This window comes from Desulfoluna butyratoxydans, assembly GCF_900699765.1.
Lineage (GTDB): Bacteria > Desulfobacterota > Desulfobacteria > Desulfobacterales > Desulfolunaceae > Desulfoluna > Desulfoluna butyratoxydans.
Genome location: NZ_CAADHO010000002.1, coordinates 843,401 through 868,956 on the forward strand (window position 1 = coordinate 843,401; position 25,556 = coordinate 868,956).

At 58.8% G+C, this 25,556-nt stretch carries 23 protein-coding genes; 11 read left to right on the forward strand and 12 right to left on the reverse strand.

Annotated features, from left to right (window positions below):
* The first annotated feature begins 21 nt into the window (after positions 1-21).
* The 8 genes from MSL71_RS08590 to MSL71_RS08625 all read left to right on the forward strand — a co-directional run bounded on the left by MSL71_RS08590 (position 22) and on the right by MSL71_RS08625 (position 8,326).
* Positions 22-465 carry an SH3 domain-containing protein gene (locus tag MSL71_RS08590; RefSeq protein WP_180138804.1) on the forward strand — a complete coding sequence of 148 codons (444 nt, stop codon included), beginning with the start codon at positions 22-24 and terminating at the stop codon, positions 463-465.
* A gap of 61 nt (positions 466-526) precedes the next feature.
* Positions 527-1,525 (forward strand): adenosine kinase, encoded by a 999-nt coding sequence (locus MSL71_RS08595; RefSeq protein ID WP_180138806.1) that lies wholly within the window; start codon positions 527-529, stop codon positions 1,523-1,525.
* Between the two features lie 50 nt (positions 1,526-1,575).
* Positions 1,576-2,259: a tetratricopeptide repeat protein gene (locus MSL71_RS08600; protein ID WP_180138808.1), complete on the forward strand. Its 684-nt coding sequence runs from the start codon at positions 1,576-1,578 to the stop codon at positions 2,257-2,259.
* Positions 2,260-2,994: 735 nt separating this feature from the next.
* Positions 2,995-4,062 (forward strand): type IV pilus biogenesis protein PilM, encoded by a 1,068-nt coding sequence (gene pilM, locus MSL71_RS08605; RefSeq protein ID WP_180138810.1) that lies wholly within the window; start codon positions 2,995-2,997, stop codon positions 4,060-4,062.
* The gene (locus MSL71_RS08610; protein ID WP_180138812.1) at positions 4,059-4,646 is read left to right on the forward strand and encodes a PilN domain-containing protein; all 588 of its coding nucleotides are present in this window, start codon (positions 4,059-4,061) and stop codon (positions 4,644-4,646) included. The genes pilM and MSL71_RS08610 overlap by 4 nt, the downstream gene beginning before the upstream one ends.
* The gene (locus MSL71_RS08615; RefSeq protein WP_180138815.1) at positions 4,643-5,251 is read left to right on the forward strand and encodes a type IV pilus inner membrane component PilO; all 609 of its coding nucleotides are present in this window, start codon (positions 4,643-4,645) and stop codon (positions 5,249-5,251) included. The genes MSL71_RS08610 and MSL71_RS08615 overlap by 4 nt, the downstream gene beginning before the upstream one ends.
* A gap of 41 nt (positions 5,252-5,292) precedes the next feature.
* Positions 5,293-5,958 carry a pilus assembly protein PilP gene (locus tag MSL71_RS08620; RefSeq protein ID WP_180138816.1) on the forward strand — a complete coding sequence of 222 codons (666 nt, stop codon included), beginning with the start codon at positions 5,293-5,295 and terminating at the stop codon, positions 5,956-5,958.
* Between the two features lie 136 nt (positions 5,959-6,094).
* On the forward strand, positions 6,095-8,326 hold the full coding sequence (locus tag MSL71_RS08625) for a type IV pilus secretin PilQ (RefSeq protein ID WP_180138819.1): 2,232 nt from the start codon (positions 6,095-6,097) through the stop codon (positions 8,324-8,326).
* A 292-nt stretch (positions 8,327-8,618) separates the two neighbouring features.
* On the opposite strand, the gene MSL71_RS08630 is transcribed toward MSL71_RS08625, so the two are convergent.
* The 4 genes from MSL71_RS08630 to serS all read right to left on the reverse strand — a co-directional run bounded on the left by MSL71_RS08630 (position 8,619) and on the right by serS (position 14,234).
* Positions 8,619-9,374, reverse strand: a complete 756-nt coding sequence (locus tag MSL71_RS08630; protein WP_180138821.1) for a tetratricopeptide repeat protein — start codon at positions 9,372-9,374, stop codon at positions 8,619-8,621.
* Between the two features lie 205 nt (positions 9,375-9,579).
* The gene (locus tag MSL71_RS08635; RefSeq protein ID WP_180138823.1) at positions 9,580-11,331 is read right to left on the reverse strand and encodes a LysM peptidoglycan-binding domain-containing protein; all 1,752 of its coding nucleotides are present in this window, start codon (positions 11,329-11,331) and stop codon (positions 9,580-9,582) included.
* 123 nt (positions 11,332-11,454) lie between these two features.
* A complete protein-coding gene (thrC, locus tag MSL71_RS08640) occupies positions 11,455-12,963 on the reverse strand; it encodes a threonine synthase (protein ID WP_180138826.1) in 1,509 nt (502 codons plus the stop codon).
* Positions 12,960-14,234 (reverse strand): serine--tRNA ligase, encoded by a 1,275-nt coding sequence (gene serS / locus MSL71_RS08645; protein ID WP_180138828.1) that lies wholly within the window; start codon positions 14,232-14,234, stop codon positions 12,960-12,962. The genes thrC and serS overlap by 4 nt, the downstream gene beginning before the upstream one ends.
* Before the next feature lie 312 nt (positions 14,235-14,546).
* On the opposite strand from serS, the gene MSL71_RS08650 reads away from it, so the two are divergent.
* Positions 14,547-15,134 (forward strand): 5-formyltetrahydrofolate cyclo-ligase, encoded by a 588-nt coding sequence (locus tag MSL71_RS08650; RefSeq protein WP_180138830.1) that lies wholly within the window; start codon positions 14,547-14,549, stop codon positions 15,132-15,134.
* 22 nt (positions 15,135-15,156) lie between these two features.
* Here the strand turns inward: MSL71_RS08650 and MSL71_RS08655 are convergent, their stop codons facing one another.
* On the reverse strand, positions 15,157-16,116 hold the full coding sequence (locus MSL71_RS08655; RefSeq protein WP_180138832.1) for a potassium channel family protein: 960 nt from the start codon (positions 16,114-16,116) through the stop codon (positions 15,157-15,159).
* 322 nt (positions 16,117-16,438) lie between these two features.
* On the opposite strand from MSL71_RS08655, the gene MSL71_RS08660 reads away from it, so the two are divergent.
* Both MSL71_RS08660 and MSL71_RS08665 read left to right on the forward strand, forming a co-directional pair.
* Positions 16,439-17,101 (forward strand): protein-L-isoaspartate(D-aspartate) O-methyltransferase, encoded by a 663-nt coding sequence (locus MSL71_RS08660; protein WP_425484403.1) that lies wholly within the window; start codon positions 16,439-16,441, stop codon positions 17,099-17,101.
* 6 nt (positions 17,102-17,107) lie between these two features.
* Positions 17,108-17,695 (forward strand): YqaA family protein, encoded by a 588-nt coding sequence (locus MSL71_RS08665; protein ID WP_180138836.1) that lies wholly within the window; start codon positions 17,108-17,110, stop codon positions 17,693-17,695.
* Positions 17,696-18,063: 368 nt separating this feature from the next.
* On the opposite strand, the gene MSL71_RS08670 is transcribed toward MSL71_RS08665, so the two are convergent.
* From MSL71_RS08670 to lpxC, 7 genes are all read right to left on the reverse strand, one after another.
* Positions 18,064-18,954, reverse strand: coding sequence for a selenium metabolism-associated LysR family transcriptional regulator (locus tag MSL71_RS08670; protein ID WP_180138838.1), 891 nt, complete (start codon positions 18,952-18,954; stop codon positions 18,064-18,066).
* 5 nt (positions 18,955-18,959) lie between these two features.
* Positions 18,960-19,457, reverse strand: a complete 498-nt coding sequence (gene coaD, locus MSL71_RS08675) for a pantetheine-phosphate adenylyltransferase (protein ID WP_180138840.1) — start codon at positions 19,455-19,457, stop codon at positions 18,960-18,962.
* A 245-nt stretch (positions 19,458-19,702) separates the two neighbouring features.
* A complete protein-coding gene (gene rsmD, locus MSL71_RS08680) occupies positions 19,703-20,251 on the reverse strand; it encodes a 16S rRNA (guanine(966)-N(2))-methyltransferase RsmD (RefSeq protein WP_180138842.1) in 549 nt (182 codons plus the stop codon).
* A gap of 18 nt (positions 20,252-20,269) precedes the next feature.
* The gene (locus tag MSL71_RS08685; protein ID WP_180138844.1) at positions 20,270-21,619 is read right to left on the reverse strand and encodes a sigma-54-dependent transcriptional regulator; all 1,350 of its coding nucleotides are present in this window, start codon (positions 21,617-21,619) and stop codon (positions 20,270-20,272) included.
* A 44-nt stretch (positions 21,620-21,663) separates the two neighbouring features.
* Positions 21,664-23,964 carry an ATP-binding protein gene (locus tag MSL71_RS08690; protein ID WP_246317748.1) on the reverse strand — a complete coding sequence of 767 codons (2,301 nt, stop codon included), beginning with the start codon at positions 23,962-23,964 and terminating at the stop codon, positions 21,664-21,666.
* 9 nt (positions 23,965-23,973) lie between these two features.
* Complete coding sequence (locus tag MSL71_RS08695) at positions 23,974-24,546, reverse strand: DUF4390 domain-containing protein (protein ID WP_180138846.1); 573 nt, start codon at positions 24,544-24,546, stop codon at positions 23,974-23,976.
* Positions 24,543-25,409, reverse strand: coding sequence for a UDP-3-O-acyl-N-acetylglucosamine deacetylase (lpxC, locus tag MSL71_RS08700; protein ID WP_246317749.1), 867 nt, complete (start codon positions 25,407-25,409; stop codon positions 24,543-24,545). The genes MSL71_RS08695 and lpxC overlap by 4 nt, the downstream gene beginning before the upstream one ends.
* Between the last annotated feature and the right edge of the window lie 147 nt (positions 25,410-25,556).

Sequence of the window (25,556 nt, forward strand, 5' to 3'; positions counted from 1 at the left end):
CCATCATAAATGGAGTAACAGATGCGAATCCGCAGGATGATTCCTTTCGTGCTGGCGGTGCTGCTGGCGGCACCCGCCCTGTGTGCGGCAGCTCAGCGCGTCAGTGTCAGCGTTGAGTCGGCCAATGTGCGAACCGGTCCAGGAACCGAGCATGAGATTGTCTGGAAAGGGGTCGAGAAACACTACCCGCTCCTGGTTCTGGACCAGGCCGGGTCCTGGTACTATGTCAAGGATTTCGAAAGCGACACCGGCTGGATCTTCAAGAAGCTGGTGGACAAGACCCGCACCGTGATCACCACAAAAGAGAGATGCAATGTCAGGAAGGGGCCGGGAACCAAGAAGCCTTTGGCATTTGTGGTGGACAGCGGGGTGCCGTTCAAGGTGCTGAGCCGCAAGGGCAACTGGATCCATGTCCAGCACGCCGACGGTGACAAGGGGTGGATTCACAAATCGCTGGTGTGGTAAGTCGCACCGTTTTTTTAATGCCCCGCTGATACCCGGGGCGGGGTTGCAGGAGTTGTTGACTATGTACGACAAGTTGAGCGGAGAGAAAAAAGGGATTGTCGGGGTGGGCTCTGCGCTGATGGACCTTCTGGTGTTTGAAGACGACGCGTTTTTGAAGGGAATCAGCGATATCAAGGGGGGCATGACCCTTGTGGACGGATCGTTTGCCGAAGGGGTCCTTGAAAAAGTCACCTCAGAGGTAACGGTGGTCCCCGGCGGCGCCGCCTGCAACACCATCGTGGGGGTGGGGCGCCTGAACGGGGCTGCCACCTTTGTGGGCAAGCGAGGCCGGGACAGCTACGGCGAGCACTTTGAACAGGATCTCAAGCAAAACGGGGTGACCCCGGACCTTGTGATGTCCGATACCCCCACGGGCCGTGTTCTGTCCGTTATCACACCGGATGCCCAGCGTTCCATGTTCACCTACCTGGGGGCGGCCTCTGAGCTGGCCCCCGAGGAGATCTCTCCGGAGACATTTGCAGGGGCTGCCATCGTCCTCATTGAGGGATATCTGGTTTTCAATCAGGCCCTCATGACCAAGGCCCTGGCCTCGGCCAAAGAGGCCGGTGCCCTCGTGGCCATGGACCTTGCCAGCTTTACCGTGGTTGAAGAGGCCCTCTCCTTTATCAAGGAGGAGGTGATCCCTGCTGTGGACATTCTCATCGCCAACGAAGACGAGGCCCGTGCCTTTACGGGGCTCTCCGACGAGGCCGCGGCCCTGGACGAGATGAGCCGGTGTGCCGATGTCGCCGTTTTAAAGCTCGGGTCCCGCGGCAGCCGCATCGCCGTTGACGGCACCGTGACCGAGGTCGCGCCCGTATCCGGGGGGACCATCGTCGACACCACGGGGGCTGGCGACCTCTGGGCCGCAGGCTTTCTCTACGGCATGGTCATGGGCTACTCCGCCGAGACGTGCGGCAACATCGCTTCGGCCTGCGGGTATGAAGTGTGCTGTGTCACCGGGGCGGATATTCCCGAGGCGGGATGGGCCCGCATCAGAAACACGCTGCCCGCATCCTGAAGCAAGGCGCGGGCGGTTTACGACGAGACTATTGTGGAGGATGGTGCGAGATGCAGAAAGAGAATCCCCAGGCCGTGGCCGAAAAGGATCGGTTCGTAGAATTTGTTGAGAAAACCCTGGTTGCTGTGCGGGAACACAAATCCCAGGTGACCCTGGGGGTTGCCGGCGTGGTCCTGTGCCTGGTCCTGGTTGCCGGGACGGGCCTGTACCGCCATAAGGCTGCCCGTCAGGCGTCCCTGGCGTTTCAGACACTGAAAGTGGATTTTCAGGCCCTTGAGGCCAAAGAAGGCCGTGAGGTTGCCCTGCAGCGATGGCTGGGGCAGGCCCCCGATGCCCTTGCGAGCATAAAGGGCGGGGCCGCCACCTACGACGCCGCGCTGCTCTGGTACGGCGGGCTGGCCTTTGAAAGCGGTGACTTCGAGTCCGCCTCCGCCTGGTACGCGTCGGCCGCCAAGGGGTTCGACTCGGGCAGTGCCCTTCGGAACATTGCCTTGTGTGGCCAGGCCCAGGCCCTGGAGGGGCTTGGGAAAGCCGATGAAGCCGCGTCCATATATGAAAAGGTGCGGTCCAGCGCGGCCACTGTAAAACAGGAGGAGGCAACGTTTCTCCTGGCACGCATCAAGGAAAAGAGCGGTGACACCCAAGGGGCCGAGTCCCTTTACCGCGAGATCCTCGAGAGCCCTTCGGCCTCACTGTATAAAGACCTGGCGGCGGAGAAAGTCGCAGGCAAGTAAGAACCGCATTGCGGCCGGGGCGCCTTGTCCCGGCCCGCCGCGTGACGACAGATGGAGACGGCGCCCTTTTGGGGCGCCGTTTTTTTTCAGGGCGTTGCATTGCTTATTCGGCCCTGCGCCCGGCACGTCCATCGTCCCCCCTTTTCATCTGCCCCACAATGGAAAATCCTTGACAGAATCATGTGCGAGTGGATAATCGTAAAGATATAGTATATTTTTATCCACGTCCTGGCCTGATTATTCCCCCCATTTTTGAGAAAAAGGCCGCGTTAAAGGACTCACCAAATCTTCCGGAATGTGCTCCTCTTTCGCCTTGACTTAGGCTTTGTCCAGGCCTTGGAGCCGTTGCTCGTCAAGTCACAATCAACCCCATCATTTTTACCTTTGTCGGATATTGTTACAATATGAAAAAAAGGAATGAAGAACGTTCTATGAATACAATATCTTGATTTAAAATTGGCTAATGCACAATATATGTCAGTTATCCAAGCGAGTTATATATTTCCCTTGACTTCATTATAGCAATACTCGAATATATGTACCTGACAATTAATAAAATCATAAACAGGTTTTCGCAAGGCGTACGCCACTCCGTTTCAACATTGACGCGAAAATCCGAGATTCAGATCTGTTGCACCGCAGATGCGGCGTGTTGCCCTCCGTGGAGTCATCGTATGCCCGATGGGGCATGCGCATGAAGTCCGTAAAATTCCATTCCTGTATTAGGGTGTACTTATGACATTTGGTAAAAAAGATCAGCTGATCGGTCTTGATATCGGGTCCAGTGCCATCAAGGTGGCTGAGGTGGCTGATACGAAAAACGGGTATGCGTTAAAGCGGTTCGGGCTTTACGACATGCCCAGCGGCGCCATCGAGGAGGGGGTCATCCGAGACCCGGAAGAGGTGGCGGAAACCGTCCGCGAAGCCCTTCGGGCCTATAACATCAAGACCCCCAACGCCGCCATCTCCATCGGGGGGTATTCGGTCGTGGTTAAAAAAATCAACGTCCAGACCATGACCGAGGAGGCCCTCCAGTCCACCATCCACTTCGAAGCCGAACAGTACATCCCCTTTGATATCAGTGACGTCAATCTCGATTTTCAGATCATGGGCGAGAGTGAGCACAACCCCAACCAGATGAGCGTGCTCCTCGTGGCCGCCAAAAAAGAGATGATCGCCGACTACGTGAATGTCCTGGATATGGCAGGCCTGGCCTCCTGCATCGTGGATGTGGATGCCTTTGCCCTTCAGAATATCTACGAACTCGGTTACATGGGGCCGGACGCCACCGGTGACGAGTTCGTGGCCCTCATCGACGTAGGCGCCAGCAAAACCTCCCTGAACATTCTCAAAGGTCGAAACTCCCTGTTCATGCGGGATGTCTCTTTGGGGTGCGGCCAGACAAACCAGAAAATTTCATCCATGCTGGATTGTTCTGCCGACGAAGCCGAAGAGATCAAGTTGAACAACAATGGGGAGCGTATCTCCAATGAAGAGCTCAAGGATATCGAATCGGCCGTCATTGCGGACTGGTGCACGGAGATCAGTCGTGCCCTGGATTTCTTCTATTCCACCTATCCCGAGGAGAGGATCCAGAAGATCCTGATCAGCGGAGGCGGCGGCAACATCGCCGACTTCAAGAAGATGCTGGCGCTGAGGACCTCCACCGAGGTCGAAACCATCGACCCGTTCAAGGGCGTGGATTTGGGCGACGGGCGCATTGACGAGGACTATCTCAAGCAGATGGCGCCCCAGGCGGCCATCTGCATGGGGCTTGCGATAAGGAAAGTGAACGACAAATGATACGAATCAATTTACTGCCTTTTCGAGATGCTCGAACCAAAGAGAATGTCCGCCGTCAGGTGTCCATCTTCGTGCTCCTGATTATTTTGATCGGGGTGGGAATGGGGGCTTACTCCCTGAGCGTGGGGGCGGCGGTTGAGAAGTATAAACAGGAGGTGAGCGACACCCAGGCCGAACTGAACAAGTTCAAGAAAAAGGCCCGTGAGGTGGACGCCATCAACAAGAAAAACAAGGTGCTGCAGAAGAAAATAGATATCATTGAGTCCCTTCAGGTGGTTCGCAAGGATCCTGTCCGGGTTCTCAGCGCCATGACAGACCTGGTGATTCCCGATCGCATGTGGATCAAGAGCTACGACGAGACAGGAAGGACGATTACCCTCAAGGGAGCGGCCCTGGACGAGATCACCGTGGCGGATTTCACACGGAAACTCGAAACATCGGATTACTTCTCCAGTGCCAGCCTGAGGTTCCTGAAGCTGGGGGCGTCCAAAAAGAGCGTGGCCATGAAGAACTTTGAAATCGTGTGCACCCGGGCCAAGTTGAAACAAAAAAACACCAATGCAACCGGTATGAAGGTAAAATGATGAACAAGTCCTCAGCGTTTCAGTCGATGGACCCCCTGTTCAAAAGGGTCGAAGAGCTCGACAAGATTCAGCGGATCGCCATCTGCGCCATCACCTGCATCGTCCTGATCGGGTCGATCTTCTACTTCTCCATCCTGCCCAAATACGAAGAGATCAAGCAGCAGAAGCAGACGCTTCAGTCCCTTGGAACCCAGCTTGAGATTGCCCGGAAGAAGGCCGCCCGCCTGGCCTCCCTCAAGCGGGAGTGGAAAATGAAAGAGGCGGAATTCAGGAAAGTGATGCGGGCCCTGCCGGAAAAAAAGGAGATCCCCTCGCTTCTGACGAGTATTTCTCAGTCCGGACAGGACACGGGGCTTGAGTTTATCCTTTTTCAGCCCCAGAAAGAGGTGAACAAAGAGTTTTACGGCGAAATCCCCGTGAGCCTGCATGTGAAGGGGAATTTTCACAACACGGTGATGTTCATGGATAAGGTGACCGGCTTGAACCGTATCGTCAACATCCGGGACATCAAGATCGGCGGATACAAAGAGGGCAAAATTTCAACGAAGTGTACGGCTGTGACGTATAAGTTCATCGATAAGAAAGAGCCTGCAAAGAAGAAATAATCCATCAAATACAAAGATCGTGAGCCATGCAAAAAAAGATCATGACATCGATAGTGACGGTTGCGTTTCTTGCCGGGCCTCTCTTTTTCGGGTGTGACAGGGCAGACGATGCATCACAGTCCCGGGAAGCCGTCAAGACCTTCAAGGTATCGAAAAAGGAAACGGTGCCGATCAAGGCCAAGGCCAAACCCGAGCCCGAGGCGGCGGACGCGACACAGATCCCGGCAGTGGCCGGGTTGCCCCCGGCTGATTCAGTGAAGGCCACCAAGCCGGAGGTGCTTTCTGAAAAGGCCTCGGATGAGATGCTCTACGGGAAAACCAGCTACGACCCTGCAGGGCGCGTGGATCCCTTTGAGCCACTGTTCGCACGGGGCAGCATCAGCTCCCAGGCCGTTGAGGGAGAGGCCCGCCCCACGGTGCGCCAGAGCAGGATGTCCCGGTTGACCCCCTTGGAAAAACTGGATATCGGCCAGCTGAAACTCGTGGGGATCGTGAGCATGCCGGGCCGGAGTATGGCCATGGTGGAAGAGACCGGCGGCAAAGGCTATGTGGTCCGAAAGGGGACCTATATGGGCGTCAACTCGGGACAGGTAGTGGAGATCACCAGGGACCGGGTGGTTATTGAAGAAGAAGTGGAGAATTTCCTCGGGAAAATTGTGGTTCGGACACGGGAACTTAAACTTCAGAAACCTCTTGGAGAAGACTAATATGTTTGACAAGACCTCAATGTTGCGCTGGAAGGCAGCTTCAGTCGTGCTTTTTGTTTTTTTCGCGGCGCTTGCGGCTGGCGGCTGTGCATCCGATAAGGGTGCGGTCACGCCTGCTGTTGAGACGCAATCTGTCATGGCTGAACGGGTCATTACCGGTGTGGACACCCGTGGAAACTCCGGCGAAGTGGTTGTGTCCATCCAGGGCAGTGCCATGCTGACCTATGCCATGATACCCCAGTCCCTTCCCCCGGGGGTTGTCCTGCATTTCCCCGATACGGATGTGGCGGAAGGGGCGGTTCAATCGCCGGCGAACTATGAGGTGGTAGAGACCATCACAACCTCCCGCAAGGGAAGCGCCACTCAAATCAAGATTCTCCTTACGGAGGAGGCGGAGTACGATGTGGTCCGCAACGGAAACGGACTGGACGTGGTCTTCACCACCCTGGACGCGGCCGTGCCCGAGGTGGCCCTGGTGCCTGAAGACGCACCGGCACCGGCAGAGGCCGACGTGGCCGAGATGACGGTGGAATCCGAAGCCGTGGTTGTTCAGGCCGAGAAAAAGGTAGAGACACCGCCCGTTCAGCCCGTTGCGGTGGGGCCTGCCACGGTGAGCCAGATCGATTTTACCAGCAGCCAGAGCGGGGCGTCCACCATCCTGATCGGCACCACCGGCCCGGTGGACTACAAAGTGAGCAAGAAAGATGAGAAGACCCTCTACATCAAGCTTGCCGACACCTCCCTGCCCGACTCCCGGAAGCGCCCCATCATCACCACGCGGTTCAACAGCGCCGTGAACCGTATATTGCCGGTCCAGACGGATCGGATGGCCGGTGACACCCTGTTTATCATCGAACTCAGGGATGCCGTACCGTACCTGGTGACCCAGAGCGGCGACCAGATTGAGGTGAGCATCGATCCCACCACCGTGCCTCCCCAGAAAGAGGACGATGCCAACCTGCCCAGCTGGAAAGAAGCCATTGCCGGGGCCGATGTCATGGCCCTGCCCCAAGGGGCGGACGCCGGTATGGCCGTACTCCCTGAAGGGGCTGTGGGTACCGCCCCGGTTCCGGACGTTGTGGTGGCGGACGCGGAACCGGAGATCTCCGTGGGCAAGTCCAAAACCTACACCGGCGAGAGAATCGCCGTGGATTTCTTTGAGACGGACATCAAAAACGTGTTCCGCATCATCCGGGCCGTGAGCGGGCAGAACTTTGCCATCGATAAGGATGTCACGGGCCAGGTCACCATGACCCTCCAGAACCCGGTTCCCTGGGACCAGATCCTGGATCTGGTACTCAAGATGAACATGCTGGGGTCGGTGAAAGAAAACGGCATCACCCGCATCGCCACCCTGAAGACCCTGAAGGAAGAGGAGGCGGCCCGACTGCAGTACATCGCCTCCCAGCAGTTCTCCAAGGAGATCCAGAAGGCCATGGCCCCCATGTCCACGGAGTACATCCTTATCAGCTACTCCAACGCAGACGCGGACATCAGGCCCCATATCGAGCGCATCCTTACCCCGGAGCGGGGGAGTGTCAGTGTGGACATCCGGACCAACCAGCTGATCATCACCGACACCGCGGAAAAGATCGCCCAGGCCCGTGCCATTGTCACCCAGATCGACCGGATCACGCCCCAGGTGATCATCGAGGCTCGGATTGTGGAAGCCTCATCCAACTTCACCCGGGCCTTTGGTGTAACCTGGAACGCCCAGACCGAGGGCTATCCCACCGTTGGAGAGGGCAACGAGAGCGGCACCCTGGGCGGTGTGTACGGCTACGGCGTGGCCATGGACTACGGGGTGGACACCACCAACAGCATCGGTATCAACTTTTCACGGCTCACCGGCAATACCCTGATCCTGGATGCCAAGCTCACGGCCCTGGAGACCAAGGGCACCGGTAAGATCGTCTCCTCACCCAAGGTCCTTACCCTGGACAACAAGAAGGCCACCATCAAGCAGGGGGTTGAGATTCCCTACCAGACCGTTGAAGACGGCGACGTGGACATCGAGTTCAAAGAGGTGGAGCTGAAGCTGGAGGTGACCCCCCATGTGACGGCCGACGACCGGATCTCCCTGCAGGTGCTCATCGACAAGAATGACGTGGGCAGCATCACCGACGGGATCCCGGGCCTCAACACCAAAGGGGTGGAGACCGAGCTGATCATGAACGACGGGGAGACCATCGTCATCGGCGGCATCATCAAGTCCAACAAGACCTTTGCCGAGTCGGCATTTCCGGTGTTGTCCCAGATCCCCGTGCTGGGCTGGCTTTTCAAGAACCGCACGCGTACGGAAGAGAAGCAGGAGCTGCTGGTCTTCCTCACCCCCCGCGTGGTGAAAATGGATGAATTGAAAATTTAGACATGCTTCCCCCTGCTTTCGTGGCAGGGGGAAATACCAAAGAGTGATTTGAGCAACGAAAGGGAGCAGGTGGTAAACACCTCGCTCCCTTTTTTTATGGTGGCAAAAGCATGGGGGAGGTCCGGCCCGAGCCAGACGGACGTGCTTGGGGGAGGAGACAGCTCGTTTCTCTTGAGTCTGGGGAGGCCTTATACGTGGCCCCTGCCGGAGCGCATCACTGGCCCGTGACGAAAGGTTTCACGTGGCCATGGCCCCGGTGAGAGACCGGGGCCGTGCCACTGGAAGGAGAGGGTTAAATGGAAAGGGCCGCGAGCTCACGCTGCGCTTTGGCGGCAATGGGGGTCTGGTCGTTGATTTCGATGGTTGCTGTCAGCGTGGTTTTGGCCTTTTCATAGGAACCGGAGCGCAGGTAGGCCCCTGCCAGTTCGTAGTGAAGCTGCTGAAATCTGGGGGCGGTGTCGACGGCCTTTTCAAACCAGTGCGTGGCATCGGCAAGGCGCCCTTCGGCCATGTGGCACAGGGCGATGCCCCGCATGGGAAGGACGAACTCCGGGTGGATCTCCAGGGCTTTGTTGAAGTAGCCGACGGCCTTGGCGTACATTTTTTTGTTATAGTACGCCCATCCGAGATTGTAGACCGGGTAGTGGGGCGTGGCATACAGGATGTTGTTTGACACCTGGTTGAGGATTTCGATGGCATCGTCCCATCGTTCCATCAGCAACAGGGCCGATCCCATGTTGTTTTTGGCCGGGCCGTAGTCGGGCTGCAGGTCGATGGATCGCTGGAAGTGGATGAGGGCGGTTTCGTACCGTTTTTTGGCGGTGTAGGCCTTGCCCAGGTCGTCTTGAAGGAGGTAATCGTCGGCGTAGAGGCTCTCGGCCTCAAGGAGTTCTTTGAGGGCGGCGGTGTAGTCGCCCTGGCTCAGGTAGGCCTCACCCAGGTTGCGCTGGGCCTCGGATTGCTTTTTCAACATGGGTGTTTTGCTGGCGCAACCGGCCAGCAGGGCCGCGGCCAGAAGAACGAGCAGGATGCGTGCAGATGAATTCATGATGCCCCCGGTGTTTAGATGGTGTGTGCGATGGTCGGGATCGTTGCGATTCGTATCGCCTATGGGTCATGGTCAAGCCCCCGTGAAGGGAGGTATCTTTGGAGAAAACGCTGTGTTTGCGCCTATAGCGCAACGTGCCATGAATCTCGGTTTATTGCAATTGCCAGTTGCCTCCGGCGGGTCCCTTTTTTCAAAAAGGTTCGGGCTATCGGACCTGGATAATGCCGAGTCCCTGCTCTTCGAGGAGGGCGATGACCGGGTCGGGCAATGTGGAGGCGACGATGAGCTTTTTGACCAGGGGGGCGGGCTTGACCAGGATGCCGTCCACGGTGAGGGCACAGGAAAGGCCGTCACCCGTCTTTCCGAACTCGAAGCGCGGGTTCTTTTCATGGGGAATGCCCAGCTTGGAGAGGAGTTTGAGGGTGGCGTTGAAGAGATAGTCGCCCTTACGGATGGAGACCACCTTAAGACCGGAGCTTTCGATGGCGAAAGCAGCGTCACCGTAGAGCTGGCCGAAGTCAACCAGGGCGCCTTCTCCCTGGGGATCCCGTATCATGTTGGAGGTGGTTTCCAGCTGGGTACCGGCATAGGAGAAGGAGATGGTGATGTTGGAATCGTACAGAAGGCCCAGGGCATTGGCGAGCTTTTCCACGTAAATTTTGCGTGTGCGGGGGACTATCCGTTTCAGTGAGGTGCTCTTTTCCACCGCATAGAAAACCGGCGGAAGGGCTTCGCCCTGGAGGGATTCCCGCAGCACAAGTCCGTGCTTTCGAAAGTAGGCGGTCAGGGGGACGGGAAAGCGCCCGGAGGGGTCGGAAAGGTCCGAGACGATGATGCCCCGGAAAGCCTCTGGGGATTTGGACCGGTCGTACTTAAAGGCCCAGCGCGCTTTCAGGGAGAGGTTCATGCCCTCTTCGGAGAAGGAGAGGGGCATGGGCAGGCGCATTTTGGGGTACGCAAGCTGAACCGCGTCAAGGAGCAGGGGCAGGCTGGGTTCGGTGGAGATGTCGGTGAACTGCAGGTTCTTGAAATGGGTGGCCATGATACGCCGTCGCTCTGTGGACAGGGAGAGGCCGTTTTGGACAAAGAGGATCCGTCGTCCCTCGGGAAGCTGCAGAATGGGGGTTTCCGACAGGTTCACGGAAAAGTCCGTGCCTTCGGCGTCGGGAAAATAGTATCGCCCTCGGTTCAGGAGAACGCCGCCCAGGAGCTTGGCAAGGGAGTCAAAGGGATCCTTCAGGCCGTCTGCCTCCTCTTCGTCGTACTGGGTGTCCCCGGTTTCCTCCGGTGCCGAGGCGTCGGTGGGGGAAGCGTTCAACACCACCTCACCGTCTGCTTCAAACACAGAGGAGTACCACTGTTCATTCAGAACCGACGCATCGGGGACCTTGAGTGCCTGGCCGATGTAGATGCGGTTGAGGTCCTTGACCGTGGGGTTCACCAGTCGGAAGAGTTTGACGCCTTCCCGGTAGGTCCGGCTTCCTGCGGGCCCGAACTGGTTGGAGATGATGCGGGAGACCGAGTCTCCGGGGGCCACCTTGTGGGTTTTGGCGCCCTGGGTGATGAGCTGCTTGACCGGTGCCGCCGTAATAAAGGGAAGGTCCACGACGCCCCGCCGCTGCCCGGGAAGGGCGTCGGGTTCGAGCCACTTCAGGGGGACGAAGATCCTCTGGCCGGGGTGGATGCGGTTGATGTCGGCGATGTGGTGGTTGATGAGCTTGAATATGTTCAGGAACAGCGGAAAGTTGGTGTGGGAGATCTCCCCTTTTCGCTTCAAAATCTTGATGACATAGTCGTTGGGGCGCACCGTGTAGGGCTCGCTGAGGACATCCCGGCCGTTGACGTTCTGGACGTAGTAGCGCTTGTAGAGTACCTCGGCCCGGGCGTGGCCGGACGCAACGATACAGATGACGAGAAGAACCAGCAGGGGCAACAGCCGTTTGTTCCTACAACCCATAGGCTCCGGGGCCTCCATGGTGGACTGAGGCCCTGTCCATGGATCGGCATGAACCGGGAAAGGGCCTGGGATTTGACGGGGCAGGGGCCTTTTCACGGGAAAAGGCCCCTGCCCTGCAATGATTTATGATGTTTGACGGGCAAGGTCCAGGCGGGTGGCGATGGCATCGGCCGTCAGGCGGACAAACCGCTCAAAGGACTCCCCGGTGAGGGGCGCCCCGGACGCAGGGAACTCGGTGAGGCCCTCGGCCTTGACATCCTCGGGTGCGTTGACCAGCTCCGGGTTCGGGGTGATGCCGAACTCTTCCGGGAAGGTCCCGGAGAAGTAGGTCTCCTGGAAACCGGAAAATTTCAGGGCATGGGCCGTGGAGTCGATGACAGCGGTCTCCCGGTCGGTGACCAGGCCCTGCTTGACAGCCTCCATGAGGCCGGCCAGGGTCTCGCCGCCCTGGGTGCAGGCAATGTGGCCGTTGCGGTTGGCCAGGAGCTCGCAGTCCATGATGGCCTGCTCCGTGACTTCCATGAAGAAGACGTTTTTCTTTTCGGAGAGGCGGTTGTAGGTCTCCACCACGTTGATGACCCGGGGCATGGAGACGGGGTTGCCGATCATGGCCGCCTGGGCCACGCTGGCCTTGACGGTGACGGGCTTGAACTCCCGCTTGGCCGTGTCCGGCTCCAGGTAATACTTGTAAACGGGGTTGGCGTGGTGAGACTGCACCCCGATGATTTTGGGGAGGGTCTCGATGATGCCTGCCTCGTAGAACTTCAGGAACCCGTTCATCACCGCCGTGATGTTCCCGGCGTTGCCGATGGGAACCACCACCACCATGTCCTCCATGGCGTAGTCGAAGTCCTGGGCGATCTCAAAGGAGTAGGACTCCTGGCCCAGGATGCGCCAGGCGTTCTTGGAGTTTAACAGGGCCACGTCGTAGCGGGAGGAAAGGTTCTCCACCACCTTCATGCAGTCGTCGAACACGCCCGGGATCTCAAAGACCTTTGCGCCGCTGCCCAGGGGCTGGGAGAGCTGCTGGGGCGTAACCTTGCCCTGGGGAAGCAGCACGGCGGACTTGATCCCGTCGGTGAGGTAGGAGGCATACAGGGCGGCAGCCGCCGAGGTGTCTCCGGTGGAGGCGCACACGGCCAGGATCTCCTTCATGCTCCCTTTTTTTATCAGGGAGTTGATGTAGGAGAGGGCGCTGGCCATGCCCCGGTCCTTGAAGGACGCGCTGGGGTTCTGGCCGTCGTTTTTAAAAAAGAAGCGGGCGCCGGTAAGCTCCTGGAGGCGGGTGTTGGCTTCCACCACAGGGGTGTGCCCTTCGCCCAGGTAGAGCACAGCGTCCAGGGGGACCACAGGGCCGAGGAACTCGTGGTACCGGTAGATCCCCTTGAGTGCGGGGATGTTGAGCATGCGCCGGTAGTCCAGGATCTTTCGCCAGGTGGGACCGTCTGCTTTTTTTGCCGCCAGGCCGGAGGTCTCGTGGAGCATCATGACGCTGCCGCAGTCCGGGCAGACGTAGAGCAGCTCGTCAATGCCGTGCTCGCTGCCGCAGCCCAGGCAGCGGTAGATCATGGTCCCTTCCGATGACGGAAGGATCAGGTCCCTGATGTCTTCTGGAAAATCCGATGGTTTCATTTGGCAATGACCTCCTTGCCGCCCATGTAGGGTACGAGTACTTCAGGGATCTTCACGGATCCGTCTTCCTGCTGACAGTTTTCCAGAATGGCGGCCACGGTGCGGCCCACAGCCAGTCCGGAGCCGTTGAGTGTGTGAACCAGGCGCGGCTTTTTCTCGCCTTCGGGGCGGAAGCGGATGCCCATGCGGCGGGCCTGGAAGTCTTCGAAGTTACTGCAGGAGGAGATCTCCCGGTAGGTGTCCTGGGCGGGCATCCACACTTCGATGTCGTAGGTCTTGGCAGAGGAGAACCCAAGGTCGCCGCTGCAGAGGGTCACCACCCGGTAGGGCAGGCCCAGGAGCTGGAGGACCTTTTCCGCGTTCTGGGTGAGGGTCTCCAGTTCGTCGTACGAGGTGGCCGGGTCCACAAGCTTGACCAGTTCCACCTTGTTGAACTGGTGCTGGCGGATAAGGCCACGGGTGTCCTTGCCGTAGGAGCCTGCTTCAGAGCGGAAACAGGGGGTGTAGGCCGTGTACCGGATGGGCAGGTCCTTGTCGGTGAGGATTTCGCCCGCGTGGATGTTGGTCACCGGCACCTCGGCCGTGGGGATCAGGTAGTACTCCTGGCCTTCCAGCTTGAAGAGGTCTTCTTCGAACTTGGGAAGCTGGCCCGTGCCCTTGAGGCTGTTGCGGTTGACGATAAAGGGGGGCAGTACCTCGGAGAACCCGTGCTCTTCGGTGTGCAGGTTGAGCATGAAGTTGATGAGGGCCCGTTCCAGTCGCGCTCCGGCCCCGAAGTAGAGGGGAAAGCGTGCACCGGTGATGCGTGAGGCCCGACCGAAGTCCAGGATGCCCAGGTCTTCGCCGATGTCCCAGTGGGCCTTGGGCTCGAAGGCAAACGAGGTGGGGGTTCCCACGGTCCGCAGCAGGATGTTGTCCTCGTCGGTTTTGCCCTCGGGGACCGAGGGGTGGGGAATGTTGGGGATCCCCATGAGGATTTCCTGAAGAGTGGCTTCGGCCTCGTTGACCTCTTTGTCCAGGGCCTTGATGCGGGTGGAGACCGATTTCATCATATCAATCTGGGGCTGGGCGTTTTCCCCTGATTTTTTCATGGCGGCGATCTCATCGGAGACCGTGTTTCTCTGGTTGCGGAGCGCTTCGAGTTCACCGATGAGTTCACGGCGTTTGGCTTCGCAGGCGGCGAAGGTGACGAGATCGGCTTTGCCACCTCGTTTCTTGAGGGCATCCTCCACGGTCTGGAGGTTGTCTCTGACGTACTTGAGTTCAAGCATAATAAGGTACCTGTTCTGGCAACGTGGGATGGTGGACGCTTGGCAACCCGGCCTTACAGAGCCTCGGCAGGACACACAACCACGATTTTGTGTCAGAGCTGTCGATTCCCATATCGTATTGTGTTATGGTATGGACCGAGGACCGGGCTGGGCCACGGATATCATGCCGTTTCGTGGTATGGTCGGCATTGTGGTTTTTTGTTTTTAAAAACTTAAAATTACTATCACGGTCCATGGTGGCAGTCAATAGCTTTGAAAATTACCAATCATTACTGATTTTATGTGTTTAGCGAAAAAGACTGGAGATTATATATGGAAGATGCCGGAGAGAAAAAAAAGGAAATAATCGCTGAGGTGGAAGCTGTTCTGGATGCGCTTCCGCCCGAGGAGAAGTCTCGAAAGCAGAAGACCATTGAGGAACGGCTCTTCGATTTTGCCAACTTCATGGAAGCCAAGGTTGTGCTTCTCTACCTGGCCAAGCAGAGCGAGGTGGAGACACTCGATATCATCAAGCGTTCCCTTGACGGGGGCAAGGTTGTGGTGCTGCCCGTGTTCAACCGGGAGTCCAGCAAAACCACCCTGTATAAGGTGGAAAGCAGCCCCGAAGACCTCATTGACGGCCCCGACGGCTGCCTGATTCCCGACCCCGCCCGGTGCAAGACCGTTCCCATCAACCACATCGACATTGCCATCGTGCCGGGCCAGGCCTTTGATGAAAAGGGCGGCCGCATCGGCATCGGGGACAAGTTTTACGACAAGTTTGTCCAGAAGCTCCCCATCACAACCCGAAAGGTGGCCATCGCCTTTGAAGAGCAGGTGATTGCCCAGGTCCCCACCGATTCGAGAAACAAGCACATCGACATCATCGTCACCGATACCCGGACCATCTACAAGATTTGATGTCGGCCGGGTTCTCCGTTCCTCAAGGCTGGAGTGCAGCCTGCAAGCCTGTCAGGCTTGTTCGTTTGCCCACGGCGATCACCGTGTCTCCAGGCTTGAGGACGGTTTCAAAGGAGGGGTTGAAGAGCATGGTGCCCTCCGGGGTTTTGATGGCGATGATAATCAGGTCGAACCGTTGCCGGATGCCCGAATCCTGAAGCATCACATTGACCAGCTCGGAATCGTCGTGGATGACGATCTCCTCCATCTGGATGTCCTTGTTGCGGTCCTGGAGCGCCAGTTCCAGAAAGTTGGTCACCGTGGGGCGGAGCAGCTTCAGGGCCATGTTGGCGGCCCCCATATCGTAGGGGGACTCCACCATGTTGGCCCCGGCCGTGATGAGCTTGGACCGGGACTCTTTGTAGCAGCAGCGGGCCATGATGAAGATCTCCGGGTTGAGCTGCCGGGCCGTGAGCACGAGAAAGACGTTGTCCGTATCTGTTGCCAGGGCCGCCACCAGGCAGGACGCTTTTTTGATGCCCGCCCGGATGAGGTTCTCTTCCAGGGCGGCATCCCCGGAGATGTACAGGGCGCCGTCCGCTTCCATGTGGGGCACCAGCTCCGGTGATTTCTCGATGACCACGATGTCCATGGGGGTGGTGGCCATGAGCTGGTGGTAGAGGACACGGCCGATGCGGCCGTAGCCGCAGATGATGTGGTGGTCTTTCAGACGGGTGATTTTCTTGTCCAATTTTCGCCTCCCCATGAGGGTTTGAATCTGGCCCTCCACCATGAACTGGACCACGGATCCGCCCACGTAAATGAAAAAACTGGTCCCGAGGACAATGATGACCATGGTGAAGTGCCGACCGACGGGGGAGAGGGGGTGTATTTCTCCGAAACCCACGGTGGTGATGGTAATCAGGGTCATGTAGGCGGCATCGGTGATGCCCCACCCTTCGATGGTCATAAACCCACCGATGCCCACCGTGATGATGAGCATCAGGAGAATGACCGAAATAGCGACCTGCTTGAGCCCTTCCAATGGATCCGCCCCTGTCGTTGACAGTCGGATGTTTGGTGTTGCAACATCCTGTGTTTAAAGGAAAATCACCTTTAGCGTCTTGCCTTTTGCGGGTGAAAAGATCCCCCATTTTACAGAAAAAAAAGCAGTATTTCCAATACTATTCGTTAATAAGTTGTGCTATACACAGCCCAGACGAAATTTCTAGTAGACTGACGGAGAGGTCGTAGGCAAGATCAAGGCCCGGTACTGCCTGTGTTCACTGCATTACGATATTTTCATCAAGCAAGGGTTGGAAGGGATGGGCATGGATGTGTTGGAGAGAAAATACGCACGCCAGCGGGAGGAGATGGTCAAGCGTCAGATCGCCGGGCGCGGCATCAGCGATCCCCGCGTGCTGAAGGTCATGGGGGAGGTGCCCCGTCACCTTTTTGTGAGCGAGGCCCTCATGGATCGGGCCTACGGAGACTTTCCCCTCCCCATCGGAGAGAGGCAGACCATATCGCAGCCTTTCATTGTTTCCGAGATGACCCAGGCCCTGGGCCTGTCACCGGATGACCGGGTCCTGGAACTGGGCACCGGATCCGGCTACCAGGCGGCGATTTTGTCCCGGCTGGTCTATCGCGTGTATACCATCGAGCGGATCCATACCCTGTATATGAGGGCGCGGAAGGTGTTTGACACCCTGCGCTATTTCAACATCGTACCCCGGTTTTCAGACGGCACCACGGGCTGGCCCGAAGAGGCCCCCTTTGACGCCATCATCGTGACGGCAGGGGCCCCGGAGATCCCGACTCACCTCACCGATCAGCTGGCGGACGGCGGACGGCTCGTCATGCCGGTGGGGGGCGCCGATACCCAGGACCTGCTTCGCATCACGCGTGCGGGCAATGAGCTGGTGCACGAAAACATGGGCAAGTGCCGATTTGTTCCCCTCATCGGGGAATTCGGCTGGAAGGAGTAACAACCGATGCAGATTATGCGTCGTCTTTACGACTGGGTGCTGAGCTGGTCGGAGTCCCCCTACGGGAGCTGGGCCCTTTTCCTCATCGCCTTTGCCGAATCGTCCTTTTTTCCCATTCCCCCGGACGTCCTCCTCGTTGCCCTGGCCGTGGGCGCCCACAAAAAGGCCTTTCGGTTTGCCCTGATCTGCACCGCAGGCTCAGTGCTGGGGGGTATGCTCGGGTACCTCATCGGCTGGCAGTTCATGGCCGCCATCGGGGACCGCATCGTGGCCCTCTTCGGCTTTGCCGACAAGTTCGCCCGGGTGGAACACCTCTACAACACCTGGGACGCCTGGGTGGTTTTTATCGCCGGGTTTACACCCATTCCCTACAAGGTGTTCACCATCGCCGCAGGGCTCTTCTCCATCAATTTTCCCATCTTTGTCCTTGCCTCCGCCGTGGGCAGGGCCGGTCGCTTTTGTCTGGTGGCCGGGCTCATCTACCTCTTCGGCCCCACCATCAAAGCCTTTATCGACAAGTACTTCAACCTGGTGGTTACCGCCTTCACCGTCCTTCTCGTGGGCGGGTTTGTTCTTATTGCCCACGTGATGTAGGGCGCGCGCTGGGGGCAGCTTGAAACCTTTCAGCGCCTGCATGAACGGAACCCATCGCTGCAAGCGATATCGATGCATTACCAATGCCCCCGTGTCTTAACCCGAGGAACAAAGGTTAAACCACGGGGGTATTCTGTTCTTGGTCCCACCTGGCCGCCGGAGGCAGTGCGGATAGATCCACATTGGACAAGTCGCAACACCATACCCTGTTACGTCGAAGCTTGTGAGCCAGCTCGCATAAACCATCGGCGTTTATGTCGGGCAAAGCCGGAGTCGAAGGCCCTTGTGCTTTGGCCCGAGGAACGAGGGGCGAAGCGCAAGGGCTATCAGCTTTCGAGGTGGCTCACCTCGCCGCCGGAGGCTCGCTTTTAACTTGTTTTCTTGAGAAAGGCGGCAAAGGCGTCTGCCAGGGGGGAGGGGGTGCGCTTCTTGTGGCGGGTGAGGTAGAAGGAGCGCTTGAGGTTCACCCCTTCGATGGCGATGGCGGACAAAAGGCCGGCCTGGATGTCCCGCTCCACGGCCCGCGTGGAGAGGATGGAGACCCCCACCCCGCACTTGACAGCCTCGCACACGGAGACGGTGTTGCCCATGCGGGCGGCGATTTTCAGGTCAGACGGGTTGAATCCGGCGTCGGAGAGACTCTGGTCCAGGGACTTCAGGGTACCGGAGCCCTTTTCCCGGGTGACAAAGGGTTCGGTTTTCAGCATCTCCACGGGGATGCTTTTTCGTTTGGCCCAGGGGTGATCGGCGGGGACGATGAGGCGCATGTCGTCTTCGAAAAGGGGCTCCTGAAAGATGGCCGGGTCCGAAAGGGGCGCCCCTGTGACGGCCAGCTCCACGTCACCGTTCAAGATACCGTCGGCAATGTCCCGGGTGTCCCGGATGATGAGGGAGACCTGGACTTCGGGGTGGGCCTTGGCAAACCGGCCGATGATTTCAGGCAGGATGTATCCGCCGGGGATGGTGCTTCCGCCCAGGGTCAGGGAGCCTTTGGTGACACCCCGGAACTGGGAGAGGGCGGTCTCGGCCTCGTCCCGCAGGGCCAGCAGGCGCTTGGCGTAGCTGAAGAGCAGGGTCCCTGCCTTGGTGGGCAGCACCTCTTTGCCCAGGCGGTCCAGGAGGCGGAATCCGCAGTGCTCCTCCAGGTCCTTGATGTGGCTGCTCACCGTGGGTTGGGAGAGGTAGATCGCTTCGGCTGCACGGGAGAAGCTCTTGAGCTCCACCACCTTGCAGAATATGGTCAGTTGCCAGAAATCCATGCCCGTTAACCCTTGCTGTATGCCTGGTGAAATTTATCTTTGAGCTTTTTCTCGATGGAGGGGGGCACCATGCCGGAGACGTCCCCGCCGAAGCTTGCCACTTCCTTGATGCCGGAGGAGCTGGTGAAGATCCAGCGCATGCCGGTCATGAGAAAGACCGTCTGCACATCGCGGTTGAGCCGCCGGTTGAACATGGCCATCTGAAATTCGTTCTCGAAGTCCGAAACCGCCCGCATCCCGCGCAGGATGGCGTTGGCGTTTCGCTTTCGGGCGTAATCCACCACCAGCCCGTCAAAGGCATCCACCTCCACGGAATCCATTCCCTGAAAACAGTCCCGGATCATGGACAGGCGCTCCTCCACGGAAAAGAGGGGTTTTTTTGCCCGGTTGTTGAGGGTCACAATGACCACTTTGTCGAAGATTTTCAATCCACGTTCCACAAGATCGATGTGGCCATTGGTGAGGGGGTCGAAGGAACCGGGGTAAACGGCGATTGTTTCCATGGTGTCAGATCCTTTTTCGCTGAATGAACAGTGGGCCCAATGTCAGAGAAGCTCTAACACAAAAAAAAGAGGGTGAACAACCTTTTTCATCGGAAATTGCATATGTTAGAGGGCTGGAGGGCGAAGGCCGGTTACCGGTTCCGCCACCGCGGCAGTGAATGCCGCGGCAGCAGGTGACGGGAACCCCATGAATTAAGGGGAGTTGCCCGGGGCGAGCCGGAGGGCCCGCATTTTTCGGGGCTCCCTTACAGGGGAGAGAGGAAGGAGAGGGCTGTGGAGCCGTAGTGCCGGGTCTCGGTGAGGGCCAGGCCGTCGGGCGCCGCCGGTGACTCGTCTGCGGCGTGTTCCACCACCACAAGCCCTTCCGGGGCCAGGGCCCCGGCTTGGATGAGGTGGGCCAGGGCCAGGTCGGCCAGGCCCTTGCGATAAGGGGGGTCCATGAACACCAGGTCCAGCCGGGCGGGGTAGCGGGAGAGGCAGCCCAGGTTGCGGGCGATGTCCCACTTTGTGACGGTGCTTCTCTCCTCAAAGCCGCAGGCGGCGATGTTCTTTCGGCAGGTCTCCAGGGCCTGGCGCTGGTTGTCCACAAAGAGGCAATGGTCCGCCCCCCGGCTCAGGGCTTCGAGGCCCAGGGCCCCGGTGCCCGAGAAGAGATCCAGGACAAAGGCCCCCCGGATGTGGTTCTGGATGATGTTGAAGAGGGTCTCCTTGACCCGGTCCGCCGTGGGCCGGGTGGCCATGCCTGGGACGGCCAGGAGTTTTTTCTTGCGTCGTTCTCCGCCAATGATGCGCATGGATGATGCCTGATGCCCTTACGATTTGAGAATTTTGGTGATGTGGCCCTTGCTGACGCCCAGGCTTTTGGCTGCTGCCGCCGTGTCGTTGTCGCACTCTGCGAGGCGCCTTTTGATGTACTCCCGCTCAAAGGCCTCTTTGGCCTCCCGGAAGTCGGCGATATCGGCCAGCTCAGAGAGGCTGTCCGCGCTCTCTCTGGCCTCCGGGGCGCGGTAGGGCGTGGGAAGATCGGCCAGGGCGACGGTCTCTTTGTTGACGGTGATGAGCAGGCGCTCCACAAGGTTCTTCAGCTCCCGCACATTGCCGGGCCAGTTGTGGTCGGCCAGGGCTTCCATGGCGTCCTGTTCAAAGGCTTTGGGCTCGGATTCGGAGGCTTTGCACCACTCCTGGGTAAAGCGCCCCACAAGCAGGGGGAGGTCCTCTATCCGGTTGCGCAAGGGGGGCATCTCCAGGGGCACGCCGTTGAGGCGGAAGTAGAGGTCTTCCCTGAAGCGACCCTCTTCGATCTCTTTTCTCAGGTCCTTGTTGGTGGCGGCGATGATGCGCACGTTGACGTCGATGACCCGGCTTCCGCCCAGGCGGCAGAAGCGTTTCTCTTCGATGACCTGGAGCAGCTTGCCCTGGTTGGCCAGGGTCATGTCCCCGATCTCGTTGAAAAAGAGGGTGCCCCCGTCGGCCAGCTCAAAGCGGCCGATGTGCTTGGCCTTGGCCCCTTCAAAGGCGCCTTTTTCGTGGCCGAGGAGCTCGCTTTCAAAAAGGGCTTCCGGGATGGCCGCGCAGTTGACCGTGATTAAAGGGCTCTCTGAATGGGTGCTGAACTGATGGATGGTGCGGGCGGCAAGCTCCTTGCCGGTGCCGTTCTCCCCGGTGATGAGGATGGGGGCTTCGGTGGGGGCGGCCGCGATGATCTGCTGCTTCAGGGCAAGGATGGGGGGGCTGGATCCGTCGATGGCGTTTTTGGCGATCATGCGGGTCCGCAGGAAGCGGTTCTCCTCTTCCAGCTTGCGAAAGTTCAGGGCGTTGTTGATGGCCACGATGACCTTGTCGATGCTGATGGGCTTTTCGATGAAGCTGAAGGCCCCGTACTTGGTGGCGGTGACCGCCGTGTCGATGGTGCCGTGGCCGGAGATCATGATAACGGGAATGTCCGGGTGGGACTTCTTGATCTCCCGCAGGGTTTCAATGCCGTCCAGGCCCGGCATCCAGATGTCCAGCAGCACCAGGTCGGGGTGCTCGGCATCGATGGTCTTCAGGCACTCATAGCCGTTGGGGGCTGTCAGGACGTTAAATCCCTCGTCGGAGAGCAGCCCCTCAAGGGAATGGAGGATGGGCTGTTCGTCATCCACAATAAGCAGGGTTGGAAACATAAGGTGTTCTCCTTGGGCGGGCTCTTGGTGAGCCGAAGCCGGGATCAGGCCGGGGCCTGTACCGGGAATTCAATGACGAAGCGGGTGCCGGTGGGATCGTTGTCCAGCACCCGGATTTCGGCGTTATGGTCGGAAACAATGGAGTTGACGATGGCAAGGCCCAGGCCGGTCCCGGATTTTTTGGTCGAAAAGTAGGGCTCAAAGAGCCGGGCTTTGACGGGATCGGGGATGCCGGTTCCGGAGTCGGCCACCTCCAGGGTGACCACCTGTTTGAGGCTGTTGTACGAAAGGGAAAGGGCGATTCGCCCCCGGCCCCGAACAGCCGCCACGGCGTTTTCGATCAGGTTGATGAGGGCCTGCTTGATCAACTGACGGTCGAGATTCAAAAGGGGAATATCATTTACAAACTCAACTGTAAACTCAATATCGGGGAGGCCTTCCCGGTAGAGCACCAGGCAGTCTTCCACGATGGGGGGCAGCTCACAGGGCTCGGGGTTGGCGGTGGGGAAGCGGGCAAAAGAGGCAAAGGAGTTCACCAGGTTGCGGATGAGGTCCACGTGTTCGATGATGGTGCGGGTGCACTCGTCGAAAACCGGCTCGGCCACCACCTTGGAGTAGCGGCGCTTGAGGCGCTCGGCCGACAGGGCGATGGGGGTCAGGGGGTTTTTGACCTCGTGGGCGATGCGCCTGGCCACCTCTCTCCAGGCCGCAAGGCGCTGGATCTTTTCCAGCTCCGTCATGTCGTCAAAGACGATGACCAGGCCCATGGGGTTACCGTTGTCGTCCCGGAGGGTGGTGGAGTGGACGTTGAAGCTCCGGGGCTTGCCGCTGATGGCAAGGGAGACGGGAAAGTTGATGCCGTTGCCGGAGTTTTCCAGTTTTTCCGAGATCTCCTTGGCGGTCTGGCTCTCCTGGCCCCCCAGGAGTTCGGTGTAGTGGTGGCGGATCACATGCTTGCTCTTGACCTGCAGCATGCGCTCGGCAGACTTGTTGATGGTGGCCACATGGCCCGACGGGTCCAGGGAGATGACCCCGGCCGAGACGCTCTGCAGGACAATCTCCATGTACTGTCGCTGCTCTTCGATCTCCAGGTTCTGCTCTTTAAGCATGCGGGCGGACAGGGCCAGCTGTTCCCGGCTGATCCCAAGGTCACGGGTCATCTTGTTGAAGTCCACCACCAGGCTTCCGATCTCGTCGTTTGCCACCACGTCGATGTGAAATGAGAGGTCCCCTTCGGCCACGCGCCGCGTGCCCTTGGCAAGTTCCATGATGGGGATGGTGATGGAGCGGGCCAGGTAAAAGGCAAACCAGATGGCGCAGAAGAGCACCAGCAGGGCCACAATGGACAGGGCGATGAAATAGGTGGTGCGGATGGGCTTTTTCATCAGCTTGATCTGCTGATACTCCTCAAAGCCCCGGGTTACCGAAGAGATGTTGCCCACCAGCTCCCTGGAGACCCGGATGGTGATCACCACGTAGGCTCGTGCGTTCTGGCGATCGGCCCGGAAGGGGACGGTGGCGATGCTGCGGATGAGTTCCTGGCCCCCGCTCTCTTCGATGAGGGTGTGGATCCCCTTGGACTGCGCAGCTTTCTGGAGTTCCCCGGCGGCGATGAGGTTGAGGGTGGTGGGGGCGGTATCCGAAGAGATGGAGAAGGTGAGGCGCTCGGTGTTTTTGCCGTAGACCTCGATGGCGTCTAAGTTGAAGGCGCGCTGGCTCACCACGATGTAATTGGACAGGGCGCTTTTTTTGCTGGAGCTCAGGTATTTTTTGTCCAGCTGGTAGGCGATGCGATCCAGGAAGAAGGCGTTGTTTTTTTCGATGTGGGTGTAAAGCTCCCGCCCGATGGACAGGGAGTTTTCAAGGGCCTGTTCCACCGGGGCGTTGAACCAGTAGGCGATGCTGGTGGAGATGAACTGCATGGAAAAGTAAAAGAGCACCACCGTGGGCACCAGGGTCAGGGTGATGAAGGCGATGACGAGCTTCACCCGGAGCTTGGAGCCCATGGTCTTTTTCCGTCTGTCGAAGTAGGCCTTGGCCAGGTTGCGGAAGACCAGGATGATCAGGGTCAGCAGCAGCATCATGTTGATGTTGATGAGGATGAACATCAACAGGGTGTTGGAGATGGGGAAGTTGGCGCCGTAGTTTGACGCCTTGCTGATGGCGTAGGAGATGAGCCCCACGGTCACGACAAGAAGGCCAATGAAGAGAAACTCCCGCTTCTGGCGCTTTTTTTCCGCCTCGGCCGAGGGGCGCTTCATGGACAGGTCCATGGGCATCCGGCCGGGGGAGGAACCGGTTTTCTGGGAAGGCTCGGTGGGGGGCGTGTCAAGGGGTGGGGTCATGGCCACCTCTTAATAGACGAAGGCGGCGTGTCGCCAGTCGGTTTCAAAGGCGTCCAGATCGGCAAAGAGGCCGATGAACTTCAGGTAAACGGGCAGGGTGAACTCTTCCAGGCGGGCCCTGGCCCGGACCTGGTAGGCTTCCCCGCGTGTCAGGTCGGTGAGGGCGGCCGCGCGCAGCCCTTCCAGGCGGCTCATGACCTGCTTGGCCTCCTCGTAGTTTTCGGTGGTGAGGCTCTGGGGCTCGGCCCAGGAGCGGGTGATGGTGTAGACTTTTTTCATGGCGTCGAACTTGACCCGGTGTTCGGCCCGGATGGAGGCGATGCGCTTGTCAAACCAGAACCGCTTCTGTTCAAAGATGTCGATGTCGTAGGAGACCGTGGTCTCCACCCCGCTCTGGACGGCGGTTTCCACCTTTTCCACAAAGGCCCCCTCCAGCTCGGTGTAAAGGAGCAGGTGGTCCCGGGTGTTGGTGATGGTGAGGCTTGCAAGCCGCGGGTCCTGGGACGCAGCCCCTGCGGCTGCGGCAAGGAGGAGAATCAGGAGCACCACACAGACGGCAAGCGTTGAGAGTCGGCTTTTCATAGGGCGTCGGCTTCCACCGTGCGTGTCTCCCAGGAGTCCTTGTGTTCGAAGAGGGTCTCCAGGAAAGCGTGGTTAAAAGCGTGTCCGGACTTATTGGTGGTGATATGGGCAAGGATCGGCATCCCCAGAAGGGAAAAATCACCCAGGCAGTCCAGGAGCTTATGGCGGGCAAACTCATCGGGGAACCTCAGGCCCCCTTCGTTCATGATGCCGTCGTCGGTGAGGGCGATGCCGGTGTCCAGCTCCGCGCCCCGCCCCAGCCCGTAAAGCTTGAGCATCTTGATGTCCCGGTAGAACCCGAAGGTGCGGGCCGGGCTGATGTCGGTGAGGAAGGTGTTGTCCCGGGAGTCCAGGGTGACGCTCTGTTCGTTGATCATGGGGTGATTGAAGGCGATGCCGCAGGTGATGGAGAAGTGGTCGCACGGCACGGCGGTTACCCGCTTGTCCCCCTCGCAGAGCTCCACTTTTTTGGTGATGGCCAGAAAGCTCCGGGGCTTGTCCAGCGCCACAATGCCTGCTTCCATGATGCCTTGGGCAAACACGCGGGCGCTGCCGTCCATGATGGGCATCTCATACCCGTCGATGGTCACCAGGGCGTTGTCGATGGCAAGGCCTGCAAAGGTGGCCATGAGGTGTTCGATGGTGGAGACAATGGCGCCCTCCTGGCCGATGACCGTGGCAAGGCTCGTGTCCACGACGTTTCGGAACAGGGCCCGGATGGTGGGGCTGTCGGGGAGGTCGCTGCGCTGGAACCGAATGCCGTGATTGGCGGGGGCCGGATGGACGGTCAGGTTGACCCGAACACCGGAGTGGACGCCGGTTCCCGAGCATGAAAAAGGTTTTGCTAAGGTGCGTTGATTCATGTAAATTGTCATCACCGTATCGTCTGCGGGGGCCTGATAAAGGCCGCCCGATATCGTCGTTTTGATCGTGTCCGATCGTTTCAGTGTCCCTTGAGAGTTTTTCCCGAAGTATCCAAATCGTTTGTGCATGGTGGTGTGATGGGTTTG

Excerpts from the sequence above, each read along its gene's own strand:
- MSL71_RS08590 (WP_180138804.1), top strand. The coding sequence starts at position 22 with ATGCGAATCCGCAGGATGATTCCTTTCGTGCTGGCGGTGCTGCTGGCG.
- MSL71_RS08595 (WP_180138806.1), top strand. The coding sequence starts at position 527 with ATGTACGACAAGTTGAGCGGAGAGAAAAAAGGGATTGTCGGGGTGGGC.
- MSL71_RS08600 (WP_180138808.1), top strand. The coding sequence starts at position 1,576 with ATGCAGAAAGAGAATCCCCAGGCCGTGGCCGAAAAGGATCGGTTCGTA.
- pilM (WP_180138810.1), top strand. The coding sequence starts at position 2,995 with ATGACATTTGGTAAAAAAGATCAGCTGATCGGTCTTGATATCGGGTCC.
- MSL71_RS08610 (WP_180138812.1), top strand. The coding sequence starts at position 4,059 with ATGATACGAATCAATTTACTGCCTTTTCGAGATGCTCGAACCAAAGAG.
- MSL71_RS08615 (WP_180138815.1), top strand. The coding sequence starts at position 4,643 with ATGATGAACAAGTCCTCAGCGTTTCAGTCGATGGACCCCCTGTTCAAA.
- MSL71_RS08620 (WP_180138816.1), top strand. The coding sequence starts at position 5,293 with ATGACATCGATAGTGACGGTTGCGTTTCTTGCCGGGCCTCTCTTTTTC.
- MSL71_RS08625 (WP_180138819.1), top strand. The coding sequence starts at position 6,095 with ATGGCTGAACGGGTCATTACCGGTGTGGACACCCGTGGAAACTCCGGC.
- MSL71_RS08630 (WP_180138821.1), bottom strand. The coding sequence starts at position 9,374 with ATGAATTCATCTGCACGCATCCTGCTCGTTCTTCTGGCCGCGGCCCTG.
- MSL71_RS08635 (WP_180138823.1), bottom strand. The coding sequence starts at position 11,331 with ATGGGTTGTAGGAACAAACGGCTGTTGCCCCTGCTGGTTCTTCTCGTC.
- thrC (WP_180138826.1), bottom strand. The coding sequence starts at position 12,963 with ATGAAACCATCGGATTTTCCAGAAGACATCAGGGACCTGATCCTTCCG.
- serS (WP_180138828.1), bottom strand. The coding sequence starts at position 14,234 with ATGCTTGAACTCAAGTACGTCAGAGACAACCTCCAGACCGTGGAGGAT.
- MSL71_RS08650 (WP_180138830.1), top strand. The coding sequence starts at position 14,547 with ATGGAAGATGCCGGAGAGAAAAAAAAGGAAATAATCGCTGAGGTGGAA.
- MSL71_RS08655 (WP_180138832.1), bottom strand. The coding sequence starts at position 16,116 with ATGCTCATCATCACGGTGGGCATCGGTGGGTTTATGACCATCGAAGGG.
- MSL71_RS08660 (WP_425484403.1), top strand. The coding sequence starts at position 16,439 with ATGGGCATGGATGTGTTGGAGAGAAAATACGCACGCCAGCGGGAGGAG.
- MSL71_RS08665 (WP_180138836.1), top strand. The coding sequence starts at position 17,108 with ATGCAGATTATGCGTCGTCTTTACGACTGGGTGCTGAGCTGGTCGGAG.
- MSL71_RS08670 (WP_180138838.1), bottom strand. The coding sequence starts at position 18,954 with ATGGATTTCTGGCAACTGACCATATTCTGCAAGGTGGTGGAGCTCAAG.
- coaD (WP_180138840.1), bottom strand. The coding sequence starts at position 19,457 with ATGGAAACAATCGCCGTTTACCCCGGTTCCTTCGACCCCCTCACCAAT.
- rsmD (WP_180138842.1), bottom strand. The coding sequence starts at position 20,251 with ATGCGCATCATTGGCGGAGAACGACGCAAGAAAAAACTCCTGGCCGTC.
- MSL71_RS08685 (WP_180138844.1), bottom strand. The coding sequence starts at position 21,619 with ATGTTTCCAACCCTGCTTATTGTGGATGACGAACAGCCCATCCTCCAT.
- MSL71_RS08690 (WP_246317748.1), bottom strand. The coding sequence starts at position 23,964 with ATGACCCCACCCCTTGACACGCCCCCCACCGAGCCTTCCCAGAAAACC.
- MSL71_RS08695 (WP_180138846.1), bottom strand. The coding sequence starts at position 24,546 with ATGAAAAGCCGACTCTCAACGCTTGCCGTCTGTGTGGTGCTCCTGATT.
- lpxC (WP_246317749.1), bottom strand. The coding sequence starts at position 25,409 with ATGAATCAACGCACCTTAGCAAAACCTTTTTCATGCTCGGGAACCGGC.